Genomic DNA, 18,524 nt, shown 5'->3' with positions numbered 1-18,524 from the left:
CTATCCAAGGCAGTTGAGTTCTCCGGTGGATACGTACCGACCGGAGAACTCAACCACCCAGGAGGGGGGAGGGTCAGAGGACCTTGCCGGTGGACTGGATATGCTCGCGCAGCAGCGCCAGGCCCTGGTCCAGGCTGACCTCGGGGGTCCAGTCGAGGGCGTGCTGGGTGGTGCGCTGGTCGAACCAGTGGGCCGTGGAGAGCTGCTCGGCGAGGAACTTCGTCATCGGCGGCTCGTCGGCGCGCGGGCCGGCGAGCTTCTCGCTGAGCGCCCAGAGACGTTCCACGACGGCGCCCAGCCCTTTGGCGAGCCCGGGCGCCAGGCGCAGCCGCGGAGCGGGGGCCCCGCCGGCGGCGGCGATGCCGGTGATCAGCTCGCCGATCGGGCGCGGCTCACCGTTGGTGAGCACCAGCCGCTGCCCGGCGATCTGCGGCAGCCGGCGCAGCCCGGCGACGAAGGCGTCCACGGCGTTGTCGATGTAGAGGGTGTCCACCAGGGCGGCTCCGGAGCCGAGGATCGGCATCCGCCCGGAGCGGGCCCGGTCGATGATCCGGCTGGTCAGCTGTCCGTCGCCGGGGCCCCAGACCAGATGCGGGCGCAGGATCAGCACGTTGATGTCCGCGGCGCCGCGAGCCTGCGCGATCAGCTCGGCCTCCGCCTTGGTCTTGGCATAGCTGCCCACGGCGTGCTGCGGATCCGCCGGCCCGGCGCCGGCGCCGATGAGCGAAGCCCCGGCGTGGGCCACCGAGGGGGAGGACACATGCAGGAAATCTGTCACCCCGGCGGCCACCGCAGCGTCGAGCAGCCGCTGGGTGCCGCGCACGTTGACCTCCACGAAGTCCTCATGCCGACCAGAGACCGAGACCTTCGCGGCCATGTGGATCACCGCGTCCTGGCCCTGAACGGCGCGCGCGACGGCGGCCGGATCACTGAGCGAGCCGCGCACCTCGTGCACGCCGTCCAGACCGGAGGCGCCGCGCTGGAGCACCGTGACCTGATAGCCCTGGCCCACCAGCCGCTGCGCCACGCTGCGGCCCAGCAGCCCGGAGGCGCCGGTGACCAGCACCCGGGCGCCGGGTTCGATGAGTCGGCTCATGGGGCCCCGACCTTCTCGCCGGCGAGGACCTTCTCGGCCCAGCCGGCCAGTCGGGTGCGATCGATCTTGGAGTTGTGTCGAACATCGGTGGGCAGCTCGTCGAGCACCAGCACGGCGGCGACCGGAACCTCGCCGGCGGCCTCGCGGACCCGGGCGGCGAAGCTGATCTCGGCCACCGGGGACCGGCCGGTGCGCAGGCTGCGGTCCGGCGCCGGTTCCACGATCACGACGACGGCCTGGGTGCCTCGCGGTCCCACCGGCACCGCGGCGCTGCGGGCCACCTCTTCGAGCGCGTCCACCGGGGTCTCCACGGTGCCCGGACCAAGCGGCCCGGCGGGCGTGGTCAGCACGTGCTGCAGCCGGCCCTCGATCCAGAGCCGGTTCTCGGCGTCGAAGTGTCCGATGTCATTGGTGCGGTGCCAGATCAGCCCGTCCAAGGTGTCCCGGCGGGAGGCCCGCTCGGTCTGCCAGAGCCTGTCGTAGCCGGCCTTCAGATGCGCTGCGGAGACCACGATCTCGCCGAGCACGCCGACGGCCTCGGCGGGGTCCAGCAGCTCCTCGGCGGGTCGTCCCACGCCGTCCAGCGGGGCCAGCGCGAAGCGCACGCCCGCGACCGGTGTGCCCACGCAGACCCCGGACTGGCCGGTGGCGGCCGCCTCGAGCACCTGGCGGCGTTCGATGTCGGCCTGGAGCAGGCCCTCGGTCATCCCGTAGGGGGTGTGGATCTCGGCCGCGGGGAAGATCTCCTGGACGGCGTTCAGCAGGTCCGGGTGCACCGGGGCTCCGGCGGAGAGCACCAGCGTGATCTCGGAGAGCCCCCGGCGCTGCAGCGCGGTGAGCTGGCCCGCGGTGGCGACCACGTTGCGCAGCGCTGCGGGGGAGCCGAAGAACATGGTCGCGCTCCCGGCAAGGGCCGCATCCGCGACGGCCTGGGCGGTGAGCGTGGCGGGTCGGGTCACCGACATGTCCGGGGTCACCGAGGTGGCGCCGATGGCGGGGCCCAGCAGGGCGAACGGTGCGAAGCCGGCGATCAGCGAGGCTCCAGGGCGGATGTCGAACTGCTCCACCAGCAGCGCGACCAGCGCGCCGAGCCGGCCGTGGGTATACATGACGCCCTTTGCCGGTCCGGTGGAGCCGGAGGTGAACAGGATCGCCACCGGGTCATCTGCGGCGGGGGCCGCCAGCTGATCGGGGGTGGCGCCCTCGTGGCGGCTCAGCAGCGACTCCACCGAGGCCACGGTGCCCAGCAGGCGGGCGCGGCGGGGGGAGAGCGCCTGGGCGCTGATCAGCTTTCCGGGCCAGCCGAGGCTTCGCGCCAGGGTGAGTCCGGGCAGCGCCCCGATGACCCAGTCTGGCCGGGCGGCGCGGACGGCGCGGGTCATCCCGCGCACCCCCAGGCCGGCGTCGGCGACCACGGCCACGGCGCCGAGGCGCATGCAGGCGTAGAGGATCACGGTCAGCGAGGCGCCCGGCTGGACCAGCAGCGAGACCCGGTCCCCGCGGCGCACCCCGGTATACGACAGGCCCACGGCCAGTGCGTCCACCTGGGCGGAGAGCTCCGCCCAGCTCAGTGCGCGGTCACCGGTGGCGGCATCCTCGGCACTGCTCCAGGCCTCGGGCTCGGCGGTCATGTCGACGACGGCGGGGCTGGTCCGCCGTTCGGAGCCGGCCAGTTCGGCCAGCTGCTCGTGGAGTCCGAGCACCCGGCCCGCAGGAGCCGGGGATTCCAGCGCGGCGCGGGCTGTGCCGGCGCCGAAGTGGTCATCGAGCCAGGTGAAGATCGGGGTGCTGATGTCCCGGTCCTCGGCGAGCATGTGGCCGGCGCCTTCGAAGCGGTGCAGGTCGGCGTGGGGCACCCTGGACTGCAGGTCTGCCAGATACCGGTCCTGGAAGACCGGGTCCTTGGGTCCCCAGAGCAGCAGCGTGGGCTTGTCCCAGTCGCGCAGCCCGGAGGAGATCGCGGTCAGCGCCGCGCGGGAGACATGCGAGGTCTCCGCAGGGATGTCGGCGACGAAGCCGCCGATGCCTCCGCGTCCGCGCCGAGAGGTGTACGGGGCCCGGTAGGCCTCGCGGACCTCCTCGGGGAGCGGGTCCTCGGTGAGTCCGAGGGTCACCTTCAGGAAGCCCTCACTGGCGATCGTGGCGGCGGGAAGCACCGCCGGGGCCATCGCGGCGCGCAGCGCGGCAGGGACCTGATCTGTTTCCGGATGGTGCACCGCGGTGTTGAGCGTGATCGCGGCGTCCACCTGCCCGGCCTGACGCACGGCCCAGCCCAGCGAGATGATCCCGCCCCAGTCGTGCCCCAGGGTGACCAGCCGGGAGCTGGTGTCCACGTCCAGGGCGTCCATGAGCGCGTCCAGATCACCCAGGCGCGCCGGGAGCCGGCGGTAGCTGGGAGCGTCGGCGGCGGGCGGCACCGGGTGCGAGAGCCTGTCGGAGAAGCCCATGTCCAGCTGGTCCGGGGCGATCACCCGCCAGGCGGCGCCGCTGCGGGCGCGCTCCAGAGACCCGGAGAGCACGTGCCGCCACAGGTAGGACCAGGTGGGGTTTCCGTGCACGGCGAGGATCGTGCCGGTCGGGGTGATCCCGCGGGCGGCGAGCTCCGGGCCGGTGTCCAGCACGTGGAAGGTCCGGGCGCCGTCGTCGGTCTTGGCGGTGACCAGCCGGGACCAGGCGGGATCCAGCCCGGGGAAGACCGTGCCGGGGGCGTGGTCGAGGGGCAGCCGTGCGGGGGCGGCGGGGATCGGCGCGAAGCGGCCGGTCAGGTCACTGATGCTCACCATTGGATCTCCAACATCGCGGTGTTTATTCCGGAGCCGACGCCCATGCACAGCACCCGGTCTCCGGGCTGGAGCCGGTCGGATTCCCTCGCCAGGGTGATCGGCAGCGAGGCCGGCCCGACATTGCCCAGCTCTGGATAGGTGACCGGGACGCGCTTCTTGTCCAGCTTCGCGGCCTTCACGATCGAGGAGGTGTGCAGCTGGGACACCTGGTGGGTGATGTAGGAGTCCATCGAGTCCCAGTCGAAGTGCTCGCGGGCATCGTTGAAGGCGTCCATCACCAGCTCCAGGCCGCCTTCGAGCAGACCGCGGGCGTCGGTGAACATGCCGTTGTGGTCGCCCACACAGAGCCCGTGGTGCTGGGACGCGGCCCGGGTGACCCCGCCGATGATCCGGTGACCCTCCGGGTGCTGATCCGCGGGCCCGATCACTGCCGCGGCGGCCCCGCAGCCCAGGGTGAGCGAGGCGAACTCCGCCATGAAGTCATCCCTGGAGGCCATCTTCTCGAGCGAGTTGATCCGCTTGATCGTGGCGTCCTGGACCTTCCTGGTGTCCTCACCGTTGACGATCAGCACGTATCTGGCCTGACCGGCGTCGATCATGGAGCTTGCGAGCGTGATGGCGTTGACGAAGCCCAGGCAGGCATTGGTGATGTCGAAGTTCATCGCCGAGGTGGGCAGCCCGAGGTCATGGTGGATCCCCACCGCCACCGAGGGTTCCAGGTGTTCGCGGGAGACCGACGTGTTGATCAACATCGAGACGTCCTCCGGCGCGATGCCGGCGGCGGCGAGCGCCCTGCGCCCGGCCTCCGCGGTTCCGGCACGGACGTCACCTGGTCCAGACCAGTGCCGCCGCGCCTTCACCCCCGCGACTCGTTGGAGCAGCCCGGTGGGCAGCCTGAGACGTTTGAGCGCATCCGCCAGACGCCGGTCAAGGTCCTTTGACGTAAGGACCTCCGGGGCCTGCACCTCCGTCACGGAGAGGAGGGCGGCGTTGCGGTGGTGAAAAGTCGCGTTTCCTGGCACCGGACCAGTATCCCGTATGTGGGGCGCACCGGCGAATCCCAGTACCGGATAGCATGAGTTCCATGACGTTAAGCCAGCACGGGTCCGGTGAGCACCGCCGCGGCGCCGCCTCCACCTACAGCCTCAAGGAAGCGGTCGAGCGCGGAGGCTTCTACCCCTCCCTGGTGCTGCACACGCTCAGCGAGGCGCTCGATGAGCGCGAGGCCAGCCATCAGATCGTGCACGTGGACACCCATTTCGACATGGAGGAGGTCCACCGGCACATCACGGTGCTGGCGCTGGCCGAGGACGTGATCGTCGTCGCTCACCTCGATGACCACGATCTGGAGGACGACGACGGCCCCGCCTTCGGCCACGGTGATTCCCCGCATCCGCGCCGAGCCGACACCGTGGCGCGGATCTCCACCGAGGTCGTCCCGGTCAGCAGGATCCGCTCACTGATCCTCTCCGAGGTCCACCGCAGCCCCGAGAACTTCACCCCAGACCGGTCACTGGCTGAGGTCTCCCTGAACCTGACCTGGACCGGGGGTGCACGTTTCGACACCTACCCGGCGGAGTGCGGGAACCCGGAGTGCGTGGCCGATCACGGCGACACCGGAAACTGGGTGCCCGAGGACATCGCGCTGCGGATCGCGGCCACCGCCGAGGGTGACACCGCCGTGGACGAGGCCCGCGGATTCGTCCGCGCGCTGCGCCGAGCCAGCATCAAGCACGCCCGCTGAGCCGTTCTCCGAGATGACCCGCTGAGATGACCCGCTGAGATGACCCGCTGAGATGACCCCGAACACCCGCCCGCTGCCGGTCGCCCCCGACTACGACGGCGCACACCTGCGCCATGTGCTGACCTCCGCCGCGGCGTCGCTTGGCCTGGAGGGCTTCGAGAATCGGCTGGGCCTGCCCGAGGCCGCCACCACGGTGGTGCTGATGGTCGACGGGCTCGGCGATGCGCTGCTCGCCCGCTACTCAGGCCACGCCCGCTTCCTCGCCTCCGCCTGGCGCAGCTCCAGCGCGGAGATCCTCGACGTCGGGGTGCCGACGACGACGGCGGCCTCCCTGGCCTCGCTGGGCACCGGCACCACACCGGGGGAGCACGGACTCGTCGGCTACGACATCCTGGCGCCCGAGCTGGACCGGATGGTCAACATGCTCGGCGGCTGGGACGACGAGGTCGATCCGGCGCAGTGGCAGCGGCACCCCTCGGTGCTGCACCGCGCCGCGGAGGCCGGCGCCGGTGTGCTCACCGCCTCGCGGCCGAAGTTCATCGACTCCGGGCTCACCCGGGCGGTGCTGCGCGGCGGCGAGTTCCGGGGCGCCGCCCGGATGGACGCCCGGTTCCGCCTCACCGCGGACTGGATCCAGCAGCAGCGCCCCGGCAGCGGCGCCGTGCGGCAGGGGCCCGCCCCACGCCAGCTGGTCTACCTCTACGTCGATGAGCTGGACAAGACGGGTCATCGCTACGGCGTAGACTCCCCGCAGTGGCTGCAGATGCTGGAGATGCTCGACGCCGAGGCCGAACGCTTCACCACCGATCTGCGCCGCCGCTACGGCCAGCAGGTCTCTGTGCTGCTCACCGCGGACCACGGGATGATCGACGTCGCGCCGCAGAACCGGCTGGACTTCTCGGCGCAGGCGCACCTGCTCGACGGGGTGCGGCATACCGGAGGCGAGCCGCGGCTGGTGCAGCTCTATGCCGAACCGGGCTCCGACCCCGAGACCATCGCCGCAGCCTGGGAGCAGGAGTACGGTGACCGGGCCTGGATCCTGACCCGCGAGCAGGCCCGCGAGGCGGGGTGGTTCGGGCCGGTGGAGGATCGGGTCGCCGGGCGCATCGGTGACGTGCTGGTGGCCACGCACAGCGACATCGCGCTCTACCACTGTGACAGGGTGGGCCAGGCCCCGATGGACATGGTGGGCCAGCACGGCTCCCTCACCGAGGCTGAACGTCGGGTGCCGCTGCTGCGCCTGGGCGCCTAGCAGCTCCCGCCCCTTGTTCAGTCGTTCTTGGATCCGAAGAGGATGTCATCCCATTTCGGCATGCTCGCCCGACGCGCGGGCGCTCGCTTCCGCGGCTTCTCTGCCACGGCATCAGGCTCGGTCGGCTCAGCGTCCTCCGCCGGGGGTGCCGGTGCCTGACCTGCCGCGCCGCCGCGCTCCTCAGACTCGCCCTCGTAGGCGAAGCCCCAGGCGTCGAGCCGGCCATCGTTCGGGGCCGCGCCGGAGCCTGTCGCGCCGGTTCCCTCTCCGTCGGATCCGGCCGCGTCGGCGGACCGGTCACCGGTCGCCCGCTCGGTCGCATCCGCTGTGCCCGCAGAGCTCTCGGCCGCCGTGGCGCCGCGCACCTCGGGCGCAGGAGCATCGACGCCTTCGTCCTGCGCGGCGTCGTCGGAGGCTGGTGCGTTCTGGACCGGTCGCAGCCGTGGGATCGGAACGGTGGAATGTTCCTCGTCATCCTGGCCCGCCGGAGCGGGGGACCGGTCCGAGGAGGCGGCGGAGCTGTCGCGATCCTGCGGATCCTGCCGATTGAGCATCAGGGCGAGGCGGTCGTCGGCCTCGGCGTCCGCGCCCAGGCGCTGACCGCGACGGGCCCGCAGGACGTCGAGCAGGTCCTCGTGCTCGTGTCCTTCACCACGGGATGCCGCGTCGCCGCGAGTCGGGGTCTGCGGCCGGGGCGCGGAGTCCCGCGAGCCGCGGGTGCTGGATTCCGGCTGCCGGCGCCCCGCGGCTCCGCTGTCGGCTGCAGAGGTCGCTCCGAGCCCGCGCGGGTCGTTGGAGTCTTCCACATTGAAGACGGAGTCGACGGCGCTCAGTCGCCTCCCGGGGCCCGCGGCGGAGGTCTGCGGGTCAGTCTCGGAACTCCCCGGCGTCGGCACCGACGTGGAGAGCGCGCTGAGCGCCTCGGCCCAGCGGTTCACCGCCCGCAGGTGGCGAGTCTCCGGTTGAAAGGTCCACTCGGCAGGAGGCCTGAGCCCGATGCCCGCACCGTGGGTGGCCGAGGAGTCGACGTCGAACACGCAGGTGACCTGCCAGAGGCCGTCCTCCCGGCGCCAGGAGTCCCAGCTCAGTGAGCTGAGGTCCACCTCCATCGCGCGCAGCCGGACCTTCACCATGGCCTCGAGGTTGGCGGGTTCATCGCCGAAGGCCCTCCGGTGCGCCTCTGCGGCCGACGCGGGTGCGACCTGGGTGCCCCGAGCCTGCTGGGCCATGTACTCCCGCTCCGCGTGCACCGGACCGGCGTAGCGGTCCACGTGGGCGGTGGTCAGCCCCGAGGCCGCGACCACCTGGTCCACCGTGGCGCCAGCGCGCAGCCGTGCCTGGATCTCGCGCGGAGTCAGCGGACTTCTGCCGGGGCTGGCCCTGGCCGGACGGACTGGGGGTCGGGTCGCGGCGTGGCGCAGCGCTTCATCCATCGGCAGCGCGAACTCCTGCCCTGATTCGTCGGAGAGGATGAGCTGCGGCACGTTCTCCTCGTCATTGACCCCGACGATGCGCAGGTGCTGCATTGGTGCTTCCTCCGAAGAACGAGCTGGTGGTTATTCCGGACACTGTATCGCGGGGAGGTGTAAAAACTACCGAGGTGCTCAACCACTCCTGGAAGGATTGCTCAATCGGGCCGCCCGTGACATTCTTTGGTCCTCATCCCCACCTACCAGCTGTGTCCCGAGCCCCTCCGTGTCAGCCCAGGGCTCAACGATTGATCAGGATTTGGTCCTGCGATCCGGATGGGACACAATCTGTCCGACCAGAATTTCCCACGTGTTCTGCGGACCGGGCAACAGCCCGGACCGGCAGGGGGCCACGCCACAGGGAAATCGCGCTCAATCAGCTTCATCCCGAAGCCGGTCAACGAGCGCTTCGATCTCAAGAATTCGGAGTGTGGAGCACCTCTTATGGCAACCGATTACGACGCCCCGCGGAAGAACGACGACGAAACCAGCGAAGATTCCATCGAGGAGCTGAAGAACCGGAACACCTCGCGACAGTCCTCTGTGGTGGACGAGGACGAGACCGAGGCCGCTGAAGGATTCGAGCTCCCCGGAGCGGATCTCTCCGACGAGGAGCTGCAGGTCCGCGTGCTGCCCGCCCAGTCGGATGAGTTCACGTGCTCATCCTGCTTCCTGGTGCGTCATCGCTCCCAGGTGGCTCGCGAGGAGAACGGCATGTTCTTCTGCAAGGACTGCGAGGGCTGATCGCTCCGCAGTGAACAGACCTGGAGACCCTCAGCCACTGGCGGCCCGAGGGGATCCACGTCATTCGAAACTGACGCCGTGCTCCTGCACGGGCTCCGCGGAGCCCAATGCGGAGAGCACGGCGTTTGGCTTTCTGGTGGAGAAGATCCAATACGGGGTGGCGTCCTTGGGATCGATGATCTGCGCGGTGATGACCGGATCGATCCAGCCACGGATGCACTGGTAGGAGCTTGCGTCGAAACCCGGTCCCAGCTGTTCGCGGGCGGCATCCCCGCGGTGCGCCACGACCCGGCCCAGATGCACCGTCTGGATGCGGGCCCGGCCCACACGCAGCCACCCCGGAGTGACCTCCAGCGTCGGGGTGGTGATGACCAGGCCGAAGATGACCAGGCCGATGCCGATGAACACGGTCAGCAACCCGAAGGTGATGCTGATCGGGAAGAAGATCAGTGAGATCGACGCCCCCAGCATGACCCCGGCGACCCACAGCCACCAGGCCGGCCAGAGCTTCTCGGTGTAGATCGGGGCGGTCTCGCTGTCCACGCTCGGGGAGGAAGCTTCGCCATTCTTGGCACTCTCGTCACTCATGGCACTATCGTCGCATGTCCGGCTGAGGACTCGACTCGACCGCGACGGTACACTCGGGGCTGTGAATCGCATCTCAGTACCTCTCAAGCAGCTGGACCCGGGCTTAGACGTCCCGCGCTATTCCCATCCCGGTGATGCCGGGGCTGATCTGCTGACCGCCGAGGAGTTCACGCTCGAACCGGGGGAGCGCCGGCTGGTCCCCACCGGAGTCGCGCTGGCGCTGCCGCAGGGCTGGGTCGGCCTGGTCCATCCGCGCAGCGGACTCGCCGTGCGCCACGGGATCACCGTGGTCAATGCCCCAGGGACCGTGGACGCTGGGTATCGTGGGGAGATCAAGGTGTGCCTGCTCAACACGGATCGCCACGAGGCGGTCCACTTCGCCCGTGGGGACCGGATAGCTCAGCTGCTTCTGCAGAAGGTGGAGCAGGCTGATTTCACCCTGGTGGACGATCTCGAGACCAGTGATCGCGGCGCAGGCGGCTTCGGGTCCACCGGGCGATAGAACAGCGCAGAACCGACCAGGAGGACAGGCATGCTCTTCGGCAAGAAGAAGACCCCAGCGACGCAGGCACCGGAGACAGACGCGGCCCCGGCAGAGTCAGCACAGACAGAATCACCACAGGCAGAGTCGCCACAGAGCCCGCCGACTGACGTCGCGCCCCCAGACGTCTCGGCCACCGACGCGGCGGCCCCTGACGCTTCAGCCACGGCGACGGCCGCCGACGCCCCGTCGTCACCGGTCACCTCCGTGGCGCAGCCGGTCACCGAGTCCACTCCGCTGGCGGTGCCGCGCGACTTCCGTGAGCTGGAGTCCAAGAAGGGCTATCTGGACTTCGGGGCGCTGCTGGTCCCCGCGGCGAAGAACCAGCAGGTGCGTCTGGACATCGATCAGAAGACCAAGCGCGTGGTCGCGCTGACCGTCATGGTCGACCAGGCGAGCATCCAGGTCCAGCCCTTCTCGGCCCCGAAGTCCGGCGGCACCTGGGGTGAGGTGCTCGACCAGATCGAAGAGTCGGTGCTCAAGCAGGACGGCAAGGTCAAGCGAGTCGACGGTCGTTTCGGCATGGAGCTGGCGGCACGCGTGCCGACCGTCCTGAAAGACGGACGCAAAGGCTGGCGGGTGGCCCGCTTCATCGGCTTCGAGGGCCCGCGCTGGTTCCTGCGCGGGGTGGTCGGCGGCCGCGGCGCCATCGACGCCTCCGCAGCCCGTGCGGTCGAAGACCTGTTCGCCAAGATCGTGGTCGTCCGGGGCGACGACCCGCTGCCCCCGCGCGAGCTGCTGCGCCTGCAGCCTCCGGAAGGGGCGAAGCGGGTGGTGGTCCCGCGCAACCGGGCCCAGCGTCGCGATGATTCCCCCAGTCCCAATCCTGCTGCGGCACCGGTGAGCGATGACCGCTGACCCAGGCCAGCCACGCTCCGAGCCGGACTCCCACCCGGACTCCACCCGTGATCCCGCGGCGCAGTTCTCGACTGCCGCCGCCTCCCGGGTGCGCACCGGTGATGACGGCTCCATCGACGTGCTGGCCTCGGTGGGCGGGGTGCGCGGACTCGTCGAGTCCTCGCTGCCCGCCGCGGCCTTCCTGATCGCCTTCCTGGTCACCGAAGAGCTGATCACCGCGCTGATCATCTCGGTGGCGATCGGCGTCGGATTCGCCATCGTCCGGCTGGTGCAGAAGGGCTCGCTGGTTCAGTCCCTGGCCGGACTCGCCGGCATCCTGATCTGCGCCCTGGTCGCCTACCGGACCGGGGACGCCCGCGACTTCTACGCCTGGGGCTTCCTGATCAACGCCGGCTACCTGTTGGCATTCCTCATCTCGATCCTGGTCAAGTGGCCGTTCCTGGGCCTGCTCTTCGGCGTGGTTCGGGGTGAGGGGCTGGACTGGCGCAAGGACCCGGCGCGTCGTCGGCGATACTCGCTGGCCACCTGGCTGCTCCTCGCCGTCCCCGCGCTGCGCCTGATCGTCCAGGTCCCGCTCTACCTGGCCGACGATGTGGCCGGACTGGGCACCGCGCGCCTGGTCATGGGCATCCCGCTCTATGCGCTGGCGCTGTGGGTAGGGTGGCTCATCTCACGACCGGCGCAGAGTCCGCTCGAGCCCTCCGCAGCAGAGGCCGAACAAGAGCCCGCAGAAGAGGCCGAACAAGAAAAGAGATGGTGATTCCGCGATGACGCAGACCCTGACGCTGGACATCGGACCGATGGCCCATGGCGGCCACTGTGTCGCCCGCCACGAGGGTCGCGTCGTCTTCGTGCGCCACGCCATCCCGGGGGAGACCGTGCGAGCCCGCGTGACCGAGGGAGGACCGGGCGCCAAATACTGGCGAGCCGACGTCGTCGAGGTGTTGAGTCCCTCCGACTACCGCCGCCGGCACATCTGGAAGCTCGCGGACTCGCTGCGCGCCCACGAGAACGATCGGCTCCCGGTGGGCGGTGCCGAGTTCGGCCACATCACCGACCAGCACCAGCGCCGGCTCAAGGGCCAGGTCTTCCGCGACACCATGCAGCGGATCGGGGGATTCTCGATCCACGATCAGCGCCTGCCGCTGGCCTCCGGCGACGGAGAGGTCCACGTCCACGACGTGCTCTCCGACGGGCCCTACCACGGGCTGCACTGGCGGACCCGGGCCAGCTTCGCGGTCAGCGCCCTGGGTGCGCTGAGCATGAAGCCGCACCGCAGCAACGAGCTCATCGAGCTGCGCGGGATGCCGCTGGCAGTGTCATCGATCCATGAGAGCGGCATCTTCGGCTTCAACTTCAAGGGCGTCGACCGGGTCGACGCCGTGGCCGCCGGCGCCGGCCCACAGGTCACTCTGGTGGTGCACGTCCGGCGCGGGCTTCCCGCAGTCGAGCGTGAGGAGCTCAACGAGCGGCTGCTGCACCTGCACCAGCGGGAGCCGGCCATCGCCAACATCGTGCTGGCCACCTCCGCGCCGGAACCCAACCCCAGCCGGGGTCGCGCCGGTGCCCGCGGCGCCGGACGTCGGGGTCGCGGCGAGCGATCCGGCCCCGGGGCACGCGCCCAGGATCAGGCGTCCGCGCCGCGCCCGGAGCGGATCAGCTACACCGTGGTCGCCGGGTCCCGCACGGTCACCGAACCGCTGCCCCTGCCGCAGCCCCCAACCGCGGATTCAGCGTCACCTGCGGGGACGTTCTCCACGGTGGAGATCCAGCCCGAGGATTTCTGGCAGATCCACCGCAATGCCCCGCGCTGCCTGGTCGAAGCCGTGAACACGATGACACAGGTGCCCTCCGGCGCCTCGGTGGCAGACCTCTACGCCGGGGCCGGCCTCTTCAGCGCCTGGGCGGCCGAGCTCGCAGGCGCAGCCGGGTCGGTGCTCAGCGTTGAAGGGGCACCCGGCTCCAGCGCCAGTGCAGCACAGCTCTTCGCAGGGTCCCCGCAGGTCGAAGTGCTGCAGGCGCCGGTGGAGGCGGTCCTGGATCGTCTCGCCCAACGTGACCTGATCCTGCTGGACCCTCCGCGCACCGGAGCCGGTGAACGCGTCATCACGGGGATCGACGCCGCGGGCCCGCGGGAGGTCCTCTACGTCTCCTGCGAACCCTCCTCCTTCGCCCGGGACGCCAAGTCTCTGATGACCCGGGGCTGGGAGCTGGCAGACCTCAAGGTCTTCGATCTGTACCCCAACACCCACCACATGGAATCGGTCGCTCTGTTCCGAGCACCTCATCGCAGGTGAACGGCGCGCCACGCTCCCTATGACGTGCGTCTCAGAAAGCTGAAAGAGTAGACTGAACATCGATCCATCGGCCCGGCTGTTCATCGGCGCGGGCTGGCACGACTGGCAACTAACAAGGAGTCCCGAGTGAATAAAGCGGACAGCTATGGGGCCAAAGGCGTCCTCAACGTCGACGGCACCGACTATGAAATCTTCCGACTCAAGGCTGTGGAGGGATATGACTCCCTTCCCTACAGCCTGAAGGTCCTGCTCGAGAACCTCCTGCGCACCGAAGATGGTGCAAACGTCACCGCCGAGCACATCAAGGCTCTGGCCCAGTGGGATGAGAACGCTCAGCCGGACACCGAGATCCAGTTCACCCCCGGCCGCGTCCTGATGCAGGACTTCACCGGCGTCCCCTGCGTGGTGGACCTGGCGACCATGCGTGAGGCCGTCAAGGAGCTCGGCGGCAAGCCCGAGCAGATCAACCCGCTGGCACCCGCCGAGATGGTGATCGATCACTCCGTCCAGATCGACTCCTTCGGCAACTCCGACGCCATCGAGCGCAACATGGACATGGAGTACCAGCGCAACGGTGAGCGGTACCAGTTCCTGCGCTGGGGCCAGACCGCGTTCGACGACTTCAAGGTCGTCCCCCCGGGCATGGGCATCGTCCACCAGGTGAACATCGAGAACCTGGCCCGCACCGTGATGACCCGCGAGGTCGACGGCGCCCTGCGCGCCTACCCCGACACCTGTGTCGGCACCGACTCACACACCACCATGGAGAACGGCCTCGGCGTGCTCGGCTGGGGTGTGGGCGGCATCGAGGCCGAGGCAGCGATGCTCGGCCAGCCGATCTCCATGCTGATCCCGCGCGTCGTCGGCTTCAAGCTCAGCGGATCCATCCCCGCCGGAGCCACCGCCACCGACGTCGTGCTCACCATCACCCAGATGCTGCGCCAGCACGGTGTGGTCGGCAAGTTCGTGGAGTTCTACGGCGAGGGTGTGGCGGCTGTGCCGCTGGCCAACCGCGCCACCATCGGCAACATGTCCCCGGAGTTCGGCTCCACCGCGGCGATGTTCCCGATCGACGACGTCACCATGGGCTACCTGCGCCTGACCGGGCGCACGGAGGATCAGCTCGCACTGGTCGAGGCCTACGCCAAAGAACAGGGCATGTGGCACGATCCCTCCCGCGAGCTGCGCTTCTCGGAGTTCCTCGAGCTGGACCTCTCCACCGTGGTGCCCTCCATCGCCGGCCCGAAGCGTCCGCAGGACCGCATCGAGCTCACCGATGCCAAGGAGCAGTTCCGCAAGGACATCCACAACTACGCCAAGAACGGGTCCACCACCAACGGCGCCGTCGACGAGGCCTCCGAAGAGTCCTTCCCGGCCTCCGACGCGCCGTCGCACGACGCGACCGACGAGCAGTCCGCAAAGGACAAGCCGCGCGACACCTCAGGGGCCCCCGTTGACGGCCGGCCGTCGAACCCGACCCCGGTCTCCATGCCAGACGGTCGCGAGTTCCACCTCGATCACGGCGCGGTCTCCATCGCGTCCATCACCTCCTGCACCAACACCTCGAACCCGAACGTGATGATGGCCGCCGGCGTGCTGGCCCGCAACGCGGTCCAGAAGGGCCTGACCAACAAGCCCTGGGTCAAGACCTCCCTGGCTCCGGGCTCCAAGGTCGTCACCGACTACTACGAGAAGTCAGGACTGATCGAGTACCTCGAGAAGGTCGGCTTCTACGTGGTCGGCTACGGCTGCACCACCTGCATCGGCAACTCCGGTCCGCTGGAGGAGGAGATCTCGCAGAAGATCCAGGAACAGGATCTCGCCGTGACCTCGGTGCTCTCGGGCAACCGCAACTTCGAAGGCCGGATCAACCCGGACGTGAAGATGAACTACCTGGCCTCCCCGCCGCTGGTGGTCGCCTACGCCCTGGCCGGAACCATGGACTTCGACTTCGAGAACGAGCCGCTGGGCCACGACGAGTCCGGCAAGGCCATCTTCCTCGCCGACATCTGGCCGGACCCGGTCGAGGTGCAGAAGATCATCGACGCGTCCATCGACACCGAGATGTTCACCTCCAAGTACTCCACCGTCTTCGACGGGGATCACCGCTGGCAGGAGCTGGAGACCCCCGAGGGCTCCACCTTCGCCTGGGACGAGGACTCCACCTACGTCCGGAAGCCCCCCTACTTCGACGGCATGAAGCTCGAGCCCTCCGATGTCACCGACATCGAAGGCGCCCGGGTGCTGCTGAAGCTGGGCGACTCGGTCACCACCGACCACATCTCCCCGGCCGGATCCTTCAAGTCGGACACCCCGGCCGGTCGGTACCTGCTGGAGAACGGCGTGGCGCGCAAGGACTTCAACTCCTACGGCTCCCGCCGTGGCAACCACGAGGTCATGATCCGCGGCACCTTCGCGAACATCCGCATCAAGAACGAGCTGCTCGACGGCGTGGAGGGCGGCTACACCCGCGACTTCACCCAGGAAGGCGCTCCGCAGTCCGCGGTCTACGACGCGGCGGTCAACTACCAGGAGGCCGGCATTCCGCTGGTGGTCCTCGGCGGCAAGGAATACGGCTCCGGCTCCTCGCGTGACTGGGCCGCCAAGGGCACGAGCCTGCTCGGCGTCCGCGCGGTCATCACCCAGTCCTTCGAGCGCATCCACCGCTCGAACCTGATCGGCATGGGCGTGCTGCCGCTGCAGTTCCCCGAAGGCGAGTCGGCCGACACCCTCGGCCTCGACGGCTACGAGACCTACTCCATCTCCGGGGTGACCGAGCTGAACAGCGGCACCACCCCGAAGACGGTCAAGGTCACCGCGGTCAAGGAGGACGGCGCAGAGGTCAGCTTCGACGCCGTGCTCCGCATCGACACACCGGGCGAGGCCGATTACTACCGCAACGGCGGCATCCTGCAGTACGTGCTGCGCCAGCTGGTGAAGAAGTAGTCAGCCTGATCCTGGGCTGTTGAGCGGCTCCGGTCGTCTCATCCGCGAAGGGGCGCTTCGATCCACGGATCGGAGCGCCCCTCCGTGTCTGGGAATGTGTCTGGGAATATGTCTCGGGAATGTGTCTTGGGAATGTGTCAGAGAAAGTGTCGGAGAACCGTCAAGGTCCGTCCGCGCAGGACGCGAGAGGTAGAATGCACCAATGAGTATTCTGCAGACAATCACGTCTCCGCAGGAGCTGTCCAAGCTCAGCGACGAGCAGATGGAGAGGCTCTCGGCAGAGATTCGGCAGTTCCTCATCGCCAACGTCTCCAAGACCGGCGGGCATCTCGGACCCAACCTCGGCGTGGTCGAGCTGTCCCTGGCGATCCACCGGGTCTTCGACTCCCCGCGGGACTCCATCATCTTCGACACCGGCCACCAGTCCTATGTGCACAAGCTGGTCACCGGGCGGCAGGACTTCTCCACGCTGCGCCAGACCGGCGGCATCGCCGGGTACCCGGAGCGGGCCGAATCGGTGCATGACATCGTCGAGTCCTCCCACGCCTCCTCCTCGCTCTCCTGGGCCGACGGGATCTCCAAGGCCCGCGTGCTCGCAGGGGAAGCTGACCGCTGCGTCATCCCGGTGATCGGCGACGGCGCGCTCACCGGCGGCATGGCCTGGGAGGCGCTGAACAACATCGCAGCCGACAAAGACCGCCGCGTGATCATCGTGGTCAACGACAACGGGCGCTCCTATGCGCCCACCGTCGGGGGTCTGGCCGATCAGCTGGGCCGGCTGCGCCGGAACTTCCTGGACAAGGTGCGGACCCACCGCACCTATGAGAACGTCATGGACGGCACCAAGACCAGGCTGCAGAACGGCGGACCGGTCGGCAAGATGGTCTACCGCAGCCTGCACGCCGCCAAGAAGGGCGCCAAGGACTTCTGGGCCCCCCAGGGACTCTTCGAGGACCTCGGCATGAAGTACATCGGGCCGGTGGACGGCCACGATCAGGGCGCCCTGGAAGAGGCGCTCACCGACGCGAAGAACTACGGCGGACCGGTGATCGTGCACGCGCTGACCGAGAAGGGCAAGGGATACGCTCCCGCCCGGGCCGATGAGAACGACCAGTTCCACGCCGTCGGCGTCATCGACCCGGAGACCGGGGAGCCGGTGCACCGCGGCGGCGCACGCTCCTGGACCTCGGTGTTCGAAGAAGAGATCACCGCCATCGCTGATGAGCGTGAGGACATCGTCGCGCTCACCGGTGCGATGATGATCCCGGTCGGTCTGCGCAGCTTCGCGCAGAAGCATCCGGAACGCGTCTTCGACGTCGGCATCGCCGAGCAGCACGCGCTGACCTCCGCCGCCGGACTCGCCTTCGGGGGACTTCACCCGGTGGTCGCGATCTACGCGACCTTCCTCAACCGCGCCTTCGATCAGCTGCTGATGGATGTCGCCCTGCACCGAGCAGGTGTCACGGTGGTCCTCGACCGGGCCGGAGTCACCGGACCCGACGGGCCCAGCCACCACGGCATGTGGGACCTCTCGCTGCTCCAGATCGTCCCGGGCCTGCGGATCGCCGCCCCACGTGACTCCACCCGGCTGCGCGAGGAGCTGCGCGAGGCGGTGGCTGTGGACGACGCTCCGACGGTGCTGCGCTTCTCCAAGGGCTCGGTCAACGGTGAGATCGATGCGCTCGAACGTCTTGAGGATGGCGTGGACGTGCTCTGGCGCTCCGCGGCCAGCTCCGAGGCGCAGAAGCCCTACGCGCACGACGTGCTCATCGTCTCCGTCGGCACCATGGCCGAACTTTCCCTCGACGTCGCTCAGCGGCTCGCCGATCAAGGCATCAGCGCCACCGTGGTAGACCCGCGCTGGGTGCTGCCGGTGCCGGACTCGGTGGTCTCGCTGGCCGCTCGGCACCGGACCGTGATCTGCATCGAGGACGGCGTCAAGGCCGGCGGCGTGGGTTCGCGCATTCGACAGAGCATGCGCGAGGCCGGCGTTGACACCGGCCTGAACGAGGTGGGACTGCCGGTGGAGTTCCTCCGCCACGGCACCCGCGGCGAGGTCCTCGAACGCGTGGGCCTCACGGCACAGAAGATCACCCAGGACGCCGTCGGACAGGTCCTCGGCACGAAGGTCCCCTACGCCCGTCCGCTGCCCGGTGAACCGTTTCCCACCGGCCAGATCCCCAGTCTCCGCACCCGAAAGGTCTGA

General features: G+C 69.2%; 14 protein-coding genes. 9 read left to right on the top strand and 5 right to left on the bottom strand.

The window, feature by feature from the left end:
- Nucleotides 1–73: 73 nt before the first annotated feature.
- The 3 genes from LTH96_RS06345 to LTH96_RS06335 are packed head-to-tail and all read right to left on the bottom strand — an operon-like array spanning nucleotide 74 to nucleotide 4,901.
- Nucleotides 74–1,096 (bottom strand): NAD(P)-dependent oxidoreductase, encoded by a 1,023-nt coding sequence (locus LTH96_RS06345; protein ID WP_241464878.1) that lies wholly within the window; start codon nucleotides 1,094–1,096, stop codon nucleotides 74–76.
- Entirely contained in the window at nucleotides 1,093–3,879 is a 2,787-nt protein-coding gene (locus tag LTH96_RS06340) for an alpha/beta fold hydrolase (protein WP_241464877.1), read from the bottom strand. The genes LTH96_RS06345 and LTH96_RS06340 overlap by 4 nt, the downstream gene beginning before the upstream one ends.
- Nucleotides 3,873–4,901, bottom strand: a complete 1,029-nt coding sequence (locus LTH96_RS06335; RefSeq protein ID WP_241464876.1) for a 3-oxoacyl-ACP synthase III — start codon at nucleotides 4,899–4,901, stop codon at nucleotides 3,873–3,875. Before LTH96_RS06335 ends, LTH96_RS06340 begins: the two co-directional genes overlap by 7 nt.
- Before the next feature lie 62 nt (nucleotides 4,902–4,963).
- Between LTH96_RS06335 and LTH96_RS06330 the strand changes: the two genes are divergently transcribed.
- A complete protein-coding gene (locus LTH96_RS06330) occupies nucleotides 4,964–5,623 on the top strand; it encodes a DUF5998 family protein (protein WP_241464875.1) in 660 nt (219 codons plus the stop codon).
- Between the two features lie 52 nt (nucleotides 5,624–5,675).
- A complete protein-coding gene (locus tag LTH96_RS06325) occupies nucleotides 5,676–6,875 on the top strand; it encodes an alkaline phosphatase family protein (RefSeq protein ID WP_241464874.1) in 1,200 nt (399 codons plus the stop codon).
- A 17-nt stretch (nucleotides 6,876–6,892) separates the two neighbouring features.
- Here the strand turns inward: LTH96_RS06325 and sepH are convergent, their stop codons facing one another.
- The gene (sepH, locus tag LTH96_RS06320; protein ID WP_241464873.1) at nucleotides 6,893–8,401 is read right to left on the bottom strand and encodes a septation protein SepH; all 1,509 of its coding nucleotides are present in this window, start codon (nucleotides 8,399–8,401) and stop codon (nucleotides 6,893–6,895) included.
- Nucleotides 8,402–8,788: 387 nt separating this feature from the next.
- Here sepH and LTH96_RS06315 point away from each other — a divergent pair, with 387 nt between their 5' ends.
- Nucleotides 8,789–9,088 (top strand): DUF4193 domain-containing protein, encoded by a 300-nt coding sequence (locus LTH96_RS06315; protein ID WP_036475539.1) that lies wholly within the window; start codon nucleotides 8,789–8,791, stop codon nucleotides 9,086–9,088.
- 60 nt (nucleotides 9,089–9,148) lie between these two features.
- Here LTH96_RS06315 and LTH96_RS06310 read toward each other — a convergent pair whose 3' ends face one another.
- Nucleotides 9,149–9,676, bottom strand: a complete 528-nt coding sequence (locus LTH96_RS06310; protein ID WP_241464872.1) for a DUF3093 domain-containing protein — start codon at nucleotides 9,674–9,676, stop codon at nucleotides 9,149–9,151.
- Between the two features lie 61 nt (nucleotides 9,677–9,737).
- On the opposite strand from LTH96_RS06310, the gene dut reads away from it, so the two are divergent.
- The 6 genes from dut to dxs all read left to right on the top strand — a co-directional run bounded on the left by dut (nucleotide 9,738) and on the right by dxs (nucleotide 18,524).
- Nucleotides 9,738–10,178 carry a dUTP diphosphatase gene (gene dut, locus LTH96_RS06305; RefSeq protein ID WP_241464871.1) on the top strand — a complete coding sequence of 147 codons (441 nt, stop codon included), beginning with the start codon at nucleotides 9,738–9,740 and terminating at the stop codon, nucleotides 10,176–10,178.
- Nucleotides 10,179–10,208: 30 nt separating this feature from the next.
- Nucleotides 10,209–11,075: a DUF3710 domain-containing protein gene (locus tag LTH96_RS06300; RefSeq protein ID WP_241464870.1), complete on the top strand. Its 867-nt coding sequence runs from the start codon at nucleotides 10,209–10,211 to the stop codon at nucleotides 11,073–11,075.
- On the top strand, nucleotides 11,065–11,835 hold the full coding sequence (locus tag LTH96_RS06295) for a DUF3159 domain-containing protein (protein WP_241464869.1): 771 nt from the start codon (nucleotides 11,065–11,067) through the stop codon (nucleotides 11,833–11,835). The genes LTH96_RS06300 and LTH96_RS06295 overlap by 11 nt, the downstream gene beginning before the upstream one ends.
- A 7-nt stretch (nucleotides 11,836–11,842) precedes the next feature.
- Nucleotides 11,843–13,372 (top strand): class I SAM-dependent RNA methyltransferase, encoded by a 1,530-nt coding sequence (locus tag LTH96_RS06290; RefSeq protein ID WP_241464868.1) that lies wholly within the window; start codon nucleotides 11,843–11,845, stop codon nucleotides 13,370–13,372.
- Between the two features lie 126 nt (nucleotides 13,373–13,498).
- Nucleotides 13,499–16,318, top strand: coding sequence for an aconitate hydratase (locus LTH96_RS06285; RefSeq protein ID WP_241464867.1), 2,820 nt, complete (start codon nucleotides 13,499–13,501; stop codon nucleotides 16,316–16,318).
- Between the two features lie 202 nt (nucleotides 16,319–16,520).
- Nucleotides 16,521–18,524 carry a 1-deoxy-D-xylulose-5-phosphate synthase gene (dxs, locus tag LTH96_RS06280; RefSeq protein WP_241464866.1) on the top strand — a complete coding sequence of 668 codons (2,004 nt, stop codon included), beginning with the start codon at nucleotides 16,521–16,523 and terminating at the stop codon, nucleotides 18,522–18,524.

It is taken from the genome of Nesterenkonia sp. LB17 (assembly GCF_022565915.1).
GTDB lineage: Bacteria > Actinomycetota > Actinomycetes > Actinomycetales > Micrococcaceae > Nesterenkonia.
Note: the sequence above shows the minus strand (reverse complement) of the source record. Positions and strands in the feature narration are given on the sequence as shown.